The organism is Pedobacter cryoconitis (genome assembly GCF_014200605.1).
Classification (GTDB): Bacteria; Bacteroidota; Bacteroidia; order Sphingobacteriales; family Sphingobacteriaceae; genus Pedobacter; species Pedobacter cryoconitis_B.
In genome coordinates, this window is sequence record NZ_JACHCE010000003.1 from 353,466 (window position 1) to 368,672 (window position 15,207).

12 protein-coding genes are annotated in these 15,207 nt (G+C 35.3%); 1 reads left to right on the plus strand and 11 read right to left on the minus strand.

The window, feature by feature from the left end; all coding sequences use genetic code 11:
* Position 1: 1 nt before the first annotated feature.
* From HDE68_RS12295 to HDE68_RS12335, 9 genes are all read right to left on the minus strand, one after another.
* Positions 2-1,021, minus strand: a complete 1,020-nt coding sequence (locus HDE68_RS12295) for a Gfo/Idh/MocA family protein (RefSeq protein WP_183882297.1) — start codon at positions 1,019-1,021, stop codon at positions 2-4.
* Complete coding sequence (locus tag HDE68_RS12300) at positions 1,021-1,605, minus strand: acyltransferase (protein WP_221300718.1); 585 nt, start codon at positions 1,603-1,605, stop codon at positions 1,021-1,023. The genes HDE68_RS12295 and HDE68_RS12300 overlap by 1 nt, the downstream gene beginning before the upstream one ends.
* Positions 1,595-2,725 (minus strand): DegT/DnrJ/EryC1/StrS family aminotransferase, encoded by a 1,131-nt coding sequence (locus tag HDE68_RS12305; protein WP_183882299.1) that lies wholly within the window; start codon positions 2,723-2,725, stop codon positions 1,595-1,597. Before HDE68_RS12305 ends, HDE68_RS12300 begins: the two co-directional genes overlap by 11 nt.
* Positions 2,725-4,002: a nucleotide sugar dehydrogenase gene (locus HDE68_RS12310; RefSeq protein WP_183882301.1), complete on the minus strand. Its 1,278-nt coding sequence runs from the start codon at positions 4,000-4,002 to the stop codon at positions 2,725-2,727. The genes HDE68_RS12305 and HDE68_RS12310 overlap by 1 nt, the downstream gene beginning before the upstream one ends.
* Positions 3,995-5,086, minus strand: coding sequence for a lipopolysaccharide biosynthesis protein (locus tag HDE68_RS12315; protein ID WP_183882303.1), 1,092 nt, complete (start codon positions 5,084-5,086; stop codon positions 3,995-3,997). Before HDE68_RS12315 ends, HDE68_RS12310 begins: the two co-directional genes overlap by 8 nt.
* Before the next feature lie 69 nt (positions 5,087-5,155).
* The gene (locus HDE68_RS12320; RefSeq protein WP_183882305.1) at positions 5,156-7,708 is read right to left on the minus strand and encodes an SLBB domain-containing protein; all 2,553 of its coding nucleotides are present in this window, start codon (positions 7,706-7,708) and stop codon (positions 5,156-5,158) included.
* Positions 7,709-7,738: 30 nt separating this feature from the next.
* On the minus strand, positions 7,739-8,878 hold the full coding sequence (gene gmd / locus HDE68_RS12325) for a GDP-mannose 4,6-dehydratase (protein WP_183882307.1): 1,140 nt from the start codon (positions 8,876-8,878) through the stop codon (positions 7,739-7,741).
* 219 nt (positions 8,879-9,097) lie between these two features.
* On the minus strand, positions 9,098-9,955 hold the full coding sequence (rfbD, locus tag HDE68_RS12330; protein ID WP_183882309.1) for a dTDP-4-dehydrorhamnose reductase: 858 nt from the start codon (positions 9,953-9,955) through the stop codon (positions 9,098-9,100).
* Positions 9,955-10,434 (minus strand): hypothetical protein, encoded by a 480-nt coding sequence (locus HDE68_RS12335; protein WP_260171757.1) that lies wholly within the window; start codon positions 10,432-10,434, stop codon positions 9,955-9,957. The genes rfbD and HDE68_RS12335 overlap by 1 nt, the downstream gene beginning before the upstream one ends.
* A 1,553-nt stretch (positions 10,435-11,987) precedes the next feature.
* On the opposite strand from HDE68_RS12335, the gene HDE68_RS12340 reads away from it, so the two are divergent.
* The gene (locus tag HDE68_RS12340; protein ID WP_183882313.1) at positions 11,988-12,326 is read left to right on the plus strand and encodes a helix-turn-helix domain-containing protein; all 339 of its coding nucleotides are present in this window, start codon (positions 11,988-11,990) and stop codon (positions 12,324-12,326) included.
* 197 nt (positions 12,327-12,523) lie between these two features.
* On the opposite strand, the gene HDE68_RS12345 is transcribed toward HDE68_RS12340, so the two are convergent.
* Entirely contained in the window at positions 12,524-13,840 is a 1,317-nt protein-coding gene (locus HDE68_RS12345; protein ID WP_183882315.1) for a DUF4302 domain-containing protein, read from the minus strand.
* A gap of 16 nt (positions 13,841-13,856) precedes the next feature.
* The gene (locus HDE68_RS12350; RefSeq protein WP_183882316.1) at positions 13,857-15,203 is read right to left on the minus strand and encodes a putative zinc-binding metallopeptidase; all 1,347 of its coding nucleotides are present in this window, start codon (positions 15,201-15,203) and stop codon (positions 13,857-13,859) included.
* Between the last annotated feature and the right edge of the window lie 4 nt (positions 15,204-15,207).

Genomic DNA, 15,207 nt, shown 5'->3' on the forward strand with positions numbered 1-15,207 from the left:
CTTAGCTTTTTAAAGCGTATATTCTCTCAATAATATCTACTACTTTTAATCCTTCCAATGCGTTAGTTGTAATAGAGTCTCTGCCTTTTAAAACATCAACAATATTTTCTATAACATAATGATGATTTGCAGCAGAGCCTTTATATGCACCGTAATCATTTCCTGGATTTGTTGGGGCCAGGTCTGGCATAACATAGTCCTTAACATGACAAACTTCAACTTTATCCATATACTGACCGCCAATCTTCACAGATCCGTTTTCAGCAATAATTGTCATGCTGCTTTCCAGATTCTGATCCCAGATAGATGTAGAATAGTTAATACTTCCCATCCCACCATTCGTAAAGTCGAAACTAACAAATCCTGAATCTTCAAAATCTGTTAAATTCTGGTGATTAAAATCGTTAAATTTGGCTTGCAGATTTTGAATATCTCCAAACAGCCAATACATAATATCAATAAAGTGAGAGAATTGTGTAAATAGCGTTCCACCATCCAGATCTTTTTTACCATGCCAGCTTTCTGGCTTATAATAACGATTATCCCTGTTCCAGTAGCAGTTTAACTGAACCATGTAAATCTTACCCAGTTTTCCACTCTCAACTAATTCTTTAATCCATGCTGATGGAGGTGAATAACGGTTTTGCATTACAGCAAAAAGATATTTATGGACATGTAAAGCTTTAAAAATCACCTTCTCTGCATCTTGCTTTGTCAATGCCATTGGCTTCTCTACAACAATATGTTTGTTAGCCTCAAGACACTTTAAAGCTTGTACAGCATGAAACCCATTTGGGGTTGCGATATTTACAACATCAACCTCAATACCTGAATTAAAAAGATCTTCAAGTGTTTCAAATAAAGGTACATCATAGCTGTCAATGTTCAGGACGCTTTTATCCTTTACATCTACTAAAGCTACAAGCTCACTTTCAGAATTCCTTGAAATCATTTCAGCATGCCTTTTCCCAATATGGCCACAGCCAACAACAGCAAATTTTATTTTCCTATCCAGAGTCATTACTTTATTCTTTTTACTATAAGATTCTCTAATTTATATTCTTGCTTGCTCTCTATACAAACAGCCACTCCATTTTCGTCAAATTCTAAGCGGTGTCCATATTCTCCAACCCAACCAATCTGTTTAGCAGGATTGCCTACAACTAATGCAAAATCAGGAACTGTTTTAGTTACTACAGCACCCGCACCAATGAAAGCATACTTACCAATATCATGACCGCAAACTATAGTTGCATTTGCTCCAATTGAAGCTCCAATACCAACTTTTGTTTTGGCGTACTGGTCCCTCCTATTAATTGCACTTCTCGGATTGATTACATTGGTAAAGACCATTGATGGACCTAAAAAAACATCGTCTTCACAAGTAACACCAGTGTAAATAGAAACGTTATTCTGGACTTTAACGTTCTTTCCAAGAATAACTTCAGGTGAAATCACCACATTTTGTCCTATATTACACTGTTCACCAATTTTGCAATTTGTCATAATATGAGAGAAATGCCAGATACTGGTTCCATCTCCAATTTCACAGCCAGCATCTATGACAGCTGTTTCATGAGCTTTATATTTCACTTTACTGAGCATAAAATTCTTTAATTGTCTGGATGATATAGTCCTGAGTTTTGGTTTCCATTTCCGTGTGAATTGGTAACGATAAAACTGAGGCACACAAATTACTGGAGACACTTAAATCACCAACAACTTTACTAATCATTTTAAAAGCCGCCTGCTGATTCAACGGAATAGGATAGTAAATCATTGAAGGTATATTTTTAGCTTCAAGGAATTTCTTTAAATCATCACGTTTATTGTTCTTAACAAGAATCGTATACTGATGAAAAACATGAGTAGACTGTGGATTACGCTGTGGTATCTGGATTTCAGCAATTTCGGCCAGGCTATTGTCATAATAACTGGCAACCGCTGATCTAGCTGCTGAATACTGATCTAAATATTTCAGTTTCACCTTAAGAATACCAGCTTGTAAAGTATCCAGTCTCGAGTTTATTCCAATATATTTATGAACATATTTACGCTCCTGTCCATGATTTGCCATCATTTGTAGTTTCGCACCTAATTCATCATTATTAGTAGATATTGCTCCCCCATCTCCATAACAACCTAAATTCTTTGAAGGAAAAAATGAAGTACATCCAATATGCCCGATGGTCCCCGCTTTTTGTTGAGTTCCGTCAGAAAAGGTATAAGTTGCACCTATGGCTTGTGCATTATCTTCTATAACATATAAATCATATTCCTTAGCGATAGCCATGATCTCTTCCATATTGGCAGACTGACCAAATAAATGAACCGGTACTATCACCTTTGTTTTAGAAGTTATAGCAGATTTGATAAGCTCTGCTGTAATATTAAATGTATCCGGATCAACATCTACCATAACTGGAGTCAGTCCTAATAAAGCAATGACTTCAGTAGTCGCCACATAAGTAAAAGAAGGAACGATAACCTCATCTCCCTGACTCAATTCAAGCGCCATAAGAGCTAGTTGAAGTGCATCAGTACCATTAGCACAAGTAATGATGTGTTTGGCATCCAGATAAGCTGACAATCCACTTTTAAATTCGTCAACCTGAGGCCCATTTATAAATGCAGTTGTATCAATACATCTTTTAATTTCAGCATCAATCTCACTTTTAATCTTTAAATATTGACCTTTCAGGTCTACCATATGTATTTTTTCCATTATAAACGGGCATCAATTAAATTACGGTCCAAACAAGATTTAGTGTCAAAGATTACAGTGTTATGTCCATTTCTCAATTCTTTCAAATTCAGTTCTAAAAATTCTTTATGACTAACAGCCAGTACAATCGCATCGTATTGATTATTCATATCACCAACCAGGTTTATTTTATATTCTTTTTCAACTTCAACAGCATTCGCATGAGGATCATAAACATCAACCTCTAAACCAAACTGTTTTAGCTCTGTATAAATATCAATAACTCTTGAATTTCTGATATCAGGACAATCCTCTTTAAATGTTACGCCTAAGATTAATGCTTTTGCTCCCTGTATCTTGTGTCCTTTGTGGATCATTAGTTTAATCACCTTATTAGCAACAAACATTCCCATGTTATCATTTACTCTTCTCCCCGATAAGATGACCTGAGGATGATAACCTAATGATTCTGCTTTATGAGCAAGGTAGTATGGATCAACGCCTATACAATGTCCACCAACAAGTCCTGGTTTATATTTAAGAAAGTTCCATTTAGTTCCTGCAGCCTCAATTACATCGGTAGTATCAATTCCTATCCGATCAAAGATCAATGCTAATTCATTTACAAACGAAATATTTACATCCCTTTGTGCATTCTCAATCGCCTTTGAAGCTTCTGCAACTTTCAGACTTGGCGCTTTATGTGTACCCGCAGTAATGATGCTTGCATATAAATCATCAACCACATTAGCAATTTCCGGTGTGGAGCCCGAAGTCACTTTCTTGATCTTGGTTAATGTATTAATTTTATCACCCGGATTAATCCTTTCAGGAGAATAACCACAGAAGAAATCTACATTATATATCAACCCGGAATACTTTTCCAGAACAGGTACACAATCTTCTTCGGTGCAACCAGGGTAAACAGTTGATTCGTAGATGACGATATCACCTTTTTTCAAAACCTTTCCAATCATTTCCGAAGCTTTAATTAAAGGGGTAAGATCAGGCGATTTAAACTGATTAATCGGAGTTGGTACAGTTACAATGTATATGTTAGGATCAACCAGATCCTTTGTATCTGAAGAAAATTTTAGCCCTTTATCACCTTTTAAACTCAGAACATCTTCTAATGTTTCTAAATCAGCTTCTCTTGTCCGGTCCTCTCCTCTGGATAGTTCCTGAACCCTGTTTACATTAATGTCAAATCCCAAAACGGTATACTTTCTGGCAAATTCTATAGCCAGAGGCAGACCAACATAACCTAAACCTACTATTGCGATATAATGTTTATTCACTTATAATATTTTTTAAAATTGTCCTAATTGTTATGAAAATAACTGTTAATATACCTGCGATCAATCCACCTAATATAATACCTTTTAATTTCCCAAATTGTTCTTTAGGCAAGGGATAAATTGGCTCATCAATTACCTGAATCAATGGTGTTTCATTTAACAAGCTCATTTTGGTCAACTCAAGGTTCTTCGTTAATTCAATCAGAATAGCTCTGTTAGTTTCTGCTGTGAATTGTGATCGTTGTACAGGAGCTACACGTTGTGATTGTCTTGTCGTATTAAGATTTGGGGTAGCATCAGTTATCCCTGCTGCCGAATAAATTGCACCTGTCATTACAGCACGAACAGAATCCGTCTTCTTTTGCAAGACAGCTATATTGTGCATCGATTTTTTCGTTTTTGTCTGCACATAAAAATCGTTCACATTCTTTACTATCGTTTCATTAAAAGCTTTGGAAAAGAATTCACTCTTAGATTTCACTTTAGCATCGATGATACTTAGTTTTTTGTCTTCCTTAGATACAGTCAGGTAATTTTTATTGATATCAGAAACGATTGTCGACAAAACACTATCCCGAAGACGTGATGTAACAGGTGAGGATTGTTTCTGATTATTAAATTGAAGGTTTTTTAAGAGAGGTTTCTCTTTCCAGTTTTCTCTAAGTTTATTAAATGAGATATACCAGTTAACCAATAAATCTTTTTTCCCGTCGTATGTAGCCTCTGTTAAAAGAGTCTTTTCAATCATGGTTCTGGATTTATATAATTCTAAGATATTATCTCCCTGAAATATTCCACCTCCGCCACCGCCGATGTCTACTCCAACCATTGAGGCTAACCCACCTAAGCCACCTAAAGCACCTCCTGATCCAGATTCTTCCAGAACAAAAGTTGTTGAAGCAGTAAATACAGGTTTTTTATAATATGCATAAACAAATCCAAGTAAGCCACCAAGTAAGCCAAACAAAACGATAATGAGCCATTTGGATAACATATTTTTATACCATTCCTGGATATTCAGGAGAAGTTCCTTCATAGAAATTTCATCCGACTGCTCATTATAACTGGTACTTTTCTCTTCCATATTCTGCTTTTACAAGCTCATTATTCTTTAATTAAAAATTTCACTAACCACTTAAGGTTATATTGTTAACTATTTACGTAAAACAGTTATTAATATAGCAGCCAAGGAAGCCAGAGCAGTCGAAATTCCTACTATCCCCTGTATGCCAATCTTCTCTCTTGGAGCTTGTTTAGGTACAAAAATCTCCGCTCCCGGCTTAACACGCGGATAGTTATTGAAAAACAAAAATTTACTGCCCGCATCTACAGATCCATTTGCATATTGAATATATGCACTCTTCTTATTTGCATTATAAGTGAATCCTCCAGCACCATTAATATACTGCTTCATACTCTTATTAGAACTGTAAACGATATTAGTTGGTCTAAGAACCTCACCAGTAACTCTTACAGTCTGCAATTGCTTTGGTACTCTGATTATATCCCCATCTTCCACTAACAGATCGAACTTCGAAGCTGGAGTTTTCAAAATTTTCACTAAATCAATACCTACAAGGTCACTCCCTAAAATCTTAACTTCCTGAATCAATTGAGCAGTATCTTGTACACCTACACCTTGCAACCTTTTTAGGTTAGCTAATTTCTGCAGTTCTTCTTCTTTCTTATCAATAGCATTTTTATTTGAAGTACTTAAAGATTTTCCGTTAAGAAGTTTTCCATTTTTATCTTTTAAGTCATCACCTTCTACCTTATCAGGTCCAGGTCTTTTCAGAGAGGCACCTTCAGCAAAAGAAAGAACGGTAAGTCCACCTGCTCTTTTAATTATATCAGAAATCCTTTCGTCTTTTCTTGTAATCGTATAAATACCAGGATAAAGAACCTCTCCTTCAATCTTTACCTGCTGTTGAACCTGATATCCTTCAGAACTTCTTATCGATACAATATCGAATGGCTGTAATACAAAAGTGGAATCCTGCAATTTTAAATCTTTCGAGATATTCACATTTAATACCTCAGCAGTTTTCGCAGAGATGGAACTAGCATCGCTATCTTTTATTCTTCTTGCAATCTCAATACGGTTTGGAGTGGCCCCTTCCTTAAAACCACCAGCCATCTGAATTAAAGATTCAAGTGTCATTCCCTCAGCATAATCAAATACACCCGGTAACCTGACCTCACCTTTAATATCAACCTTGTATTCTTCACGCAAATCAAATATTGAAGAGATAGTAACCTTATCTTCTCTTCTCAAAGGAATATCCTGCTCTGTTCCTTTGAGAATTTTATCTACATCAAATGATAGTAAAGCCAGACTATTGTCTGGATTTAATCTTGAAATATAACCTCTGCTTAAAAAGGCATCTTCTTTTAAACCATCTGCCTTTTGTATAAGTTGTTTAAGAGTTAACCCACTTTCCAATTCATATTGTCCGGGACGGAATACAGCCCCATTAATTTCTACCCTATTCGCAAAACGATCCAGAATCGTTTCCACTAAGTATTTATCTCCATTAAGAGGATAATATTTATTAAACTGATCAGCACTTACATCAGTTATCCGTCTTTCTTTGTTTGTATTCTGTAAAACCTTGATTTTAGCAGTATAGGCCTTATTTGAGAATCCACCTGCGAAATTGATAACATCTTCTAAAGACTCATTACTTAATATTTCGTAAAGTGCTGGTCTTTTCACCTCTCCAGACATCTCAACCCTTGTTTGATAGACAGGAATATTAATTACATCCTGATCCTGCAAACGAATATTTCCGGTCTGTATTCCTTTTAGAAGAAAATTATAAACGTCTATAGTAGATACAACTTTGTTATTACGTATAACCTGTATCTTTCTGAATGACCCATTCTGATTAGGTCCACCAGAGGCATTTAACGCATTAAAAACTGTAGATAAGGATGATAAAGTATAAGATCCGGGCTTAACAACCTCTCCCAGAATAGTAATTTTGATACTCCTTATATTACCCAGATTAATTGTGACATTTGTTCTGCCGGTTCTTAAACTCGGATAAGTCCCTGCCATCGCGGTACGTATTTTAGACGTAGCCTGCTCAATAGACATTCCACCAACAGCAATCAGACCGACATATTGTAAGCGAATAGTTCCTTCAGGACTTACCTGCAACTTATAGTTTGCCTCATTATCACCTGTCAGATCAATTAACAATTGATCGTCAGGACCGATAATATAACTTTTAGGAGTTGCCATCCTTAAATTTGGCTCAAACTTTATATCATTATTTTTGAACAATTCAGCCCCAAAAATTTTAGGAATAATATTTCCAAAAATATCTCTCTGATCATTTTTCTTATCAGCGAGATTATTGTTATTCGCTGAATCAGGAGCATTATAATTTCTATTTGAGAACTCATCAGAAGAATTTTGATTGGCCGCTTTATTCTCATTATTGCCACTTTTCCTGATTTTTTCTACACGGGCCCTTAACTTAGTAACTTCATCAGATTTCATCCCCTGAGCAGCAGCCATTTGTTCTAATTGTGTATCATTATAACCGACAGACTCTGCACGTTGTATTAATTGACGAATTTGTACGTCCGTAAGTTCGTCAACTTTTACATCAGAATAATTAGTTTGAGCAAAAACACGCTGACCTAATACTAAACAAAAAAGGAACAGTATTGGAGCTATTATTTTTTTAACATTCATAAGGGAAACCTGTAGTATTATTTTTTATTATTATTCGAAACTATTAAGTGTATTAAAGCCACCATCTTTCAAATATTCATCTTTTTTCATTAATTGCAGATCAGAATGAACCATTTCCTTAACCAACATTGGCAAATCGTATTTTGGTGTCCATCCCAGTTGAGTTTTAGATTTTGTCGGATCACCTAACAATAAGTCAACTTCAGTTGGCCTGAAATACTTAGGGTCCACACTCACAACAGTAGTTCCAGGTTTTAAATAAATGTCATTCAGGCCTAAAGATAAAATAACTTCCTGATCAACATCAATAATTACGCCTTTCTCATTTTCATCTTTCCCACTAAACTCTATTTCAATTCCCAGTTCTGCAAAGCTCATTTTCACAAAATCCCGCACAGTAGTTGTTACACCAGTAGCAATTACAAAATCTTCTGCCTTTTCTTGTTGAAGGATTAACCACATCGCCTCAATATAATCTTTAGCATGCCCCCAATCCCTTTGCGCAGAAAGGTTACCAAGATATAGACACTTCTGAAGGCCTAAAGCAATTTTACTGGCTGCTCTTGTAATTTTCCTAGTAACAAATGTCTCACCCCTGAGTGGGCTCTCATGATTAAATAAGATACCGTTACAAGCAAACATCCCATAAGCTTCCCTATAGTTCACAGTTATCCAGTAACCATATATTTTAGCCACCGCATAAGGAGATCTTGGATAAAATGGTGTATTTTCACTTTGAGGTACTGCTTGTACCAAACCATATAGCTCTGATGTAGAAGCTTGATATATTTTTGTTTTCTTTTCTAATCCCAGAATACGTATCGCTTCCAACAAACGCAGTGTTCCTATACCATCAGCATTTGCTGTATATTCAGGCATTTCAAAACTAACTTGTACATGACTCATTGCCGCCAGATTATAAATTTCATCCGGTTGTGTTTCCTGAATAATCCGGATCAGATTGGTAGAGTCAGTAAGATCTCCAAAATGCAATTTAAAGTTAACCCCATGTTCGTGCTGATCCTGATACAAATGATCAATTCGTTCAGTATTGAATAAAGAGGAACGTCTTTTAAGTCCATGAACAAAATATCCTTTTTTCAAAAGAAATTCTGCCAAATAGGCTCCATCCTGACCGGTAACACCAGTAATTAAGGCAACTTTTGTCATATTTTAAATTTAAGACAACAAAGATAAGTAATATTTTAACTTAAGTTTCAGGAAACTGCTTAAGTCCATATTGTAAAATTGAATCATATATATAGCCTATATTTTCCTTCTGTTCTATTAATTAGTTATATTTAATAAAGATCAAATTTGATCTTATATTTTATCATTGAAGTTAAAATTGCAATTTCAACTTCTTTTTTAGTGTTATTATTCCCTTCATCATATTTTTTGTATACAGGAATTCAAACTATCACGCCAGTAAGGGATATCAATACCTAACTTCGTTTTAATTTTCGTTTTGTCCATAACTGAATATAAAGGTCGTTTAGCTTTAGTCACAAATGCAGAAGAGTTCACAGGAAAAACTTCTATATCCATCTCCGCAAATTCAAAAATAGCCTTTGCAAAATCATACCATGAAGCAACACCTTCATTGCTATAATGATAAACGCCATAATCCTTTATTTCATTACTTATAATATGAATAATCGCCCTCGCCAGATCCATTGCGTAAGTAGGCGTGCCTATCTGATCATAAATAACAGTAAGCTGATTTCTGCTTTGTGCAAGTTTTAACATCGTTTTAACAAAATTACCTGCCTTTTCAGAATACAACCAACTGGTGCGGATTATATAATACTGGCCCATTACTGCCTGAATTTCCTGTTCACCTTTTAATTTTGACAGACCATATACATTGACAGGCCCCGGATGCATATCTTCTCGTAAAGGGACACAAGAATTCCCATCAAATACGTAGTCTGTAGAAATATGTATTAAGGTTGTCTGATATTTTAAGCAATTTTCTGCCAATCTTTTAACGGCATATTCATTGATTTCAAATACGCGATCAAGATCTTCTTCAGCAGCATCAACTGCAGTATAAGCTGCACAGTTAATACAATACAAAGGATGATATTTTTCAAAAATCTGTGCCACATGATCTGCATTTACAAAATCCAGATCAGTTTTGGACAGAAAAAAATAGTTGTAAGACTGTTCTTTCCCAGTTACAGCTTCATTCAGACATTGTCCAAGCTGTCCATTTCCTCCTATTACAATAATATTTTTCTTCATTAATTCTTATTCCCAAGATGAAATTGAATACCTATTGATACTGGATTCAATAAATACTCTGTTTTATGGAATCTTTCCAAAGAACGGATATTTGAAGCGTCTTGCGGTACAGATTCCTGACGTTCATAAGAATAAAAGAATTCCAGGTTACTTTCTATAAAGATAGAAACTTGTTTGACAGGGTTAATCTTTATTCCAATAACCGGGGTAATAGTAAAACCTTCTTTTGTTGCTATTACCTGATTTGAAGGCAGTGCAACATTTGAAATATCTGCCTGCGCATTTAATATCGGGTTTATATTACTAGAAGTCCCATCAAATTTATTTGATCTAAACCCTAAATCAAGCGCAAAATAAGGTTGGAACACTGAGTAGTTAAAATTTTTCTCAAAGCCAATTTTGAAGGAATAATCCTTCATTTTCCCACTAACCAGTTCACAATTCGCACAATTATTACGGAAATTCTCATCTTTGTTCATATAGCTACCATTCAACCTGTAACTGAAAAGATTATCATTAAATTTCAGGATAAAACTATTAAAATAACTATTCAAATAGCTATTTCCAGAAGTTTGATTCATTATTTTGGGCATCTGCATATAACTGTACCCCCTAACACCGACACTATAAAGATAATCACCATTTGTTTGTGAATAAGCCAGAGTTGAAAGCATTAAAAAAAAGAGAAGGAGGTAAGTTTTTATCATATTATTTAGATTTAGATTTAAAAGTACTGAATAAAATACACCTCAGCCTTAAATCCGCTTAGATCCCCCTAATGCAATAATTCGACCAATATTCTTAAATTAATTACTATCATTTTAAATTAACCATATAGAGATTACTCCTCAAGTTATAAATAATTTTTTTACGAAAATCAGCTCATTATTCCCCGCAAAGTTCCACGACAAAAAGATATATTTTTATAAAAAATAATCTTCTGTACAGTATTTTTATCATCTGGCTACTTGTAAGTATAGTATTATCTCCGCTGATATGTAGGGTTATCAAAAAACTATTAATTCATTAAAACCTTATTAATCCTGAAAACCTTTACTCCCTCCAGGCATTTCTCATCGCAATTCTGCACTTTATGAATACTCAGGCACAGGCTATTCCTATCGATTATAAATCCATTCTCAGATATCAATTTCCAGATTCTGGCACAGATTTGCACAGTTACTGCTTCCAATGGTAATTATTTATGCAGCGCCCGCCTGGGGCATCTTAATTCCATATTCAGTTTATCTTCATTGTATTTACTTAGTCTTCTCCTCCTCAGTTGAGTTTAACAAAAAAAGACTTACTGATAAAAAATCGGTCTGATATGTATTTCTATTCATGTAGTTCATAATTGATAGTAATTGGATTATAAAAAATTATGGTCACTAATAGCTCCCACTTTTCAAATTCAGCTGAGGCCAGATTTTCAATTCTTTATAACTTGTTTTAATGATATCTTCATTTTATTAAGATTTACATCTCTTCAAATGACAGACCTAAAAAAATATACTTACCAAATATCCGGATGTGCCATATACTATAGAGACAAAAATTTAAAAAGAAAATCCGATCATTCAACACGACAGGCTCTTTAATACATTTAATTTATCCATCAATTCAAAAACAGTTCAAATGCCCTGATAAAAAATATCAATAATCACTCAGGAAATGTCTGCCAGCATGAATGACCAATTAAGCATCATGCCCATTACCTTTCATCAAATGCAATTCTCAATAAAAATAATATCCTTTTAATTAATATCACAATCATTATCCTAAAACCCACAACACCTTTACAACTTCTGCTTCACACTAATTTAACATAATCCGGTAATTATACCCCTCTAAAAAAAACGAGTAAATAAGTCGTCTATTCACCTATCACCGGCATTTAAGAAGATTCAGATAATCAGAAACAAGTTTGATACATACAGAATTTCTCCTTGGCCTTCATTTTGCAATATTTCATGTAACAAAAATATTTTTTTAATAACCATCATTTTCTTATCCCCGTTAAAATCTATAACAAATGATTCAAAATATTGGAAAAAAGCTTAGAGCAATCCGTAACACGCATTGCATTAGCCAGAAAATTGTAGCCGATCAATTGGGTATATCTGTTACAGCCTACTCTAAAATAGAGACCGGAATAACAGACGTATCTTTTTATAAAGTTCAGCAAATAGCTGATATATACGGAGTTTCAATAATTGACATGCTACGTATTGGAGAAAAAGATGCTCAGGATGAACAGTATCCGGATGTGAAAAAGCAATTGGATGACCTGAGCGAAAAGTACAACGATCAGCAAAAGAAGATAATTCAGTTATATGAAATTATAAGGACTCAGAAGTCCGCTTCTCATTAATTCAAAGCAGCATACCCAATTCAAGGGAAGTATAAATACTGCGTATAAGGGGAAAATAATGCCCAATTAGGGAATTATTTTCTACACCCCTTAAATAAATCCCCAATTAGTATCGGCTAAAGTAAAGTTGAAAATAAAAAAAGCTTCTCTTCTTTTTACAGAAGAGAAGCTTTTTTATTGTGGACCAAATCGTCGTATTACTGAAGAGATCCAGAGAATGTAAAGTCCGGATGTTCAACACTTTTGAACTGACCCAATACTTGTTTAGTTGTCGGATTTGTAAAATAATCTAAGGTGAACTGATCTGCACTTAGTCTTTCACTAACCAATGGAGCCATTGCAGTGGCAATAACTGAAGCATTTCCATTCATTGCACCTAATGTAAATTTGTAAACGCCTGCCGGAGTTTTCGTATAAGTATAAGGATAAACAGCCAAAAACTTATTTGACGTTTGATAGACATCGGCAGTTAATACCAATGAATTTTGATTTACATTAAATAGAAAGGCCATTTTATCTAACCTTAAATTGTAACCACTACTCAGGGTTCCTGCCGCAGCTTTAGCTCTTCTTGTAACAAAATCTGCAGACCATCCTGGATATGAGGTCGCGTTAGGAACAGTAATTACAGAGTAATTGATCCCTATAAGCGAGTTCAGAGGTAATAATGGACTTGGAGATGATTTGATATCAAATCTTTTTCCATCCACAGTAGTATAAAACGACTGCGTCGCCACATCCCATATAAACTCTCTCAGCAATTTCCCTTTATAGGATACAGGGTCTTGTAACAGGATACCATTCAAAGTAAATACGAATGGACTGGTTGCTGCACTGATCACACCTTTATCAGACCAGACCAAAGTCATTTTTTTCTGAAAATAATCAAAGATAGTCTGAACATTCACAGCTCCATCTAAATTGGTATATAGCGTGCTGTTGTTATCGATATAACCAGTAGCGTCATTCAGTAAATTAATCAACCCTTTATTATTATAAGAGTCCTGTTCTTCTTTACTGGCTCTCACCATTACCAGTTTACTTCCCAAAAGTTTACCAGTTAATTTTAAGGTATCACCAGTCTGTACACCAAAATTGAACTCAAAATCAGAATACATTCCCCAGCCTGATGCTCCGCCGAATACCTTTGGATCAGGATCAGCGAGGATATGCATATAATTATAAGTATCAAATACCAGCGAAGGATTCATACTTGCTTTTAAACGATATGAGCTCTCCTTACTCGTCGTAGCCGGAACAACATCCAGATCCGAGTACATCGTCACTCTGTTCTTTTTTGTAAAGTTCAGATAGAATGAAAACCCTCCCCCACCTGCCGGGTATAAATAAGCTTTCCAGCCATAAGGACTACCGGTTAGTTGATCACTGTATTTTGTAAGCGCCTCAGCGACTCTTTCTTCTGGCCTCTCTCCGTCTATCAGGATCTCGTTGTTCTTTTTACAACCAGAAAACACAGCCAGGGATAGCAAAGCATATATTAAAATTCTTTTCATCTGTTTGTTCTTAAAATTATTGTCCCATAGTACCATAGAAATACGATTTAGTGTCGGTTGACTTATAAAAAGCACCCAAAGACCCTAAGCCACCAATATTCCCCGGTATAATTGTATTGATCCAGTCCAGTTTGAATTTATTATTCTTGAAGTAGTTATTTACTCCAACCATTTGTGGATTAACAAAGGCCATATTCCCATAAGTGGTAGTTGTTGGCTGCGTAGCAACCAGAGCAAGTGTAGCTACTCCGGCAGCATCAATCTTAATGGTGTAATCAGCATCTGCAAAAAACACAGTATTACCTCTGGTAAAGCTATAATTTAAAGTCATTGCACCAGCCGCTTTAAACGTCAGTGTGATGTCCTGCAGATTAAAGCCAGCAGCAACCATATTTGCCGAAGCAGCATTCCATAAACCTGAAAACTCTGCTGATTGATTCACATCTTTAGCCGGATTAGAATACATGGTCGTATATCCTACTCCCGGTCCTATCAGCTTAGCCAGTACAGGTGCACTTATTTTATACAATGCATTCTGAACTTCTGTTTGTAAAGCATAAAAATCAATATTAAATGATGACTTAAAGTAATCAACTACATACTGCTCTTTCTTTTTTAGCTTCACCTGTGCATCAGCAGGGGCAGTACTTACAGCCGCATTATAAGCCACACGACCCATCATCAGCATATTAGATGACATCTCTGCGTAATCCTCCTCAGGAGCTGCTCTTGCATATTGCGTAATAAACCCTAAAGCTCTTGCCTCTGCCAGTGTTCCCAGAAGCCAGTTACCCATATACCCGCCTTTAGATATAGATTGAAAATCAGTCTGATAATCAACAGTCTGATTTAAAATATGCGTATACTCATGCTGTATAACCTGAATTGCCTGTTTTACAGAGGCCAGGTTGGTTTTATCAAAAGTATTAACCACATATAACACAATTTTGCGTCCGCCTTCTGCAGTTCCCAACGTAATACTACCATCCTGGTTATATGCAGCACTACCTGCCAGAACAAACTGTTTAGGAGAAATCCTTTTAATAAAATCCGCACCTCCGATTTTCTCGAAAGGCTTAATCCATACATCTCTTACAGTTTCCATCATCGGAATAACCTGTAATTCATTTGGCGGAGTAATATTCTTTCCGTTATCCAGTTCAAACCTGTCAAACCTGAATTTAGTTTCGATATTATATGGTTTCAGATAATTGTTATCCAGCCATATATCCACATCTGTTTTATCTATAATGTTTTTATCTATAATATTAAGATTAGCATTTAGTTTTTCTTCCTTTTTGCAGGAAGCCATGGTCATTAAGATGAATAGTGTAAAAACACCAGTATTAAATATATTTTTCATAATT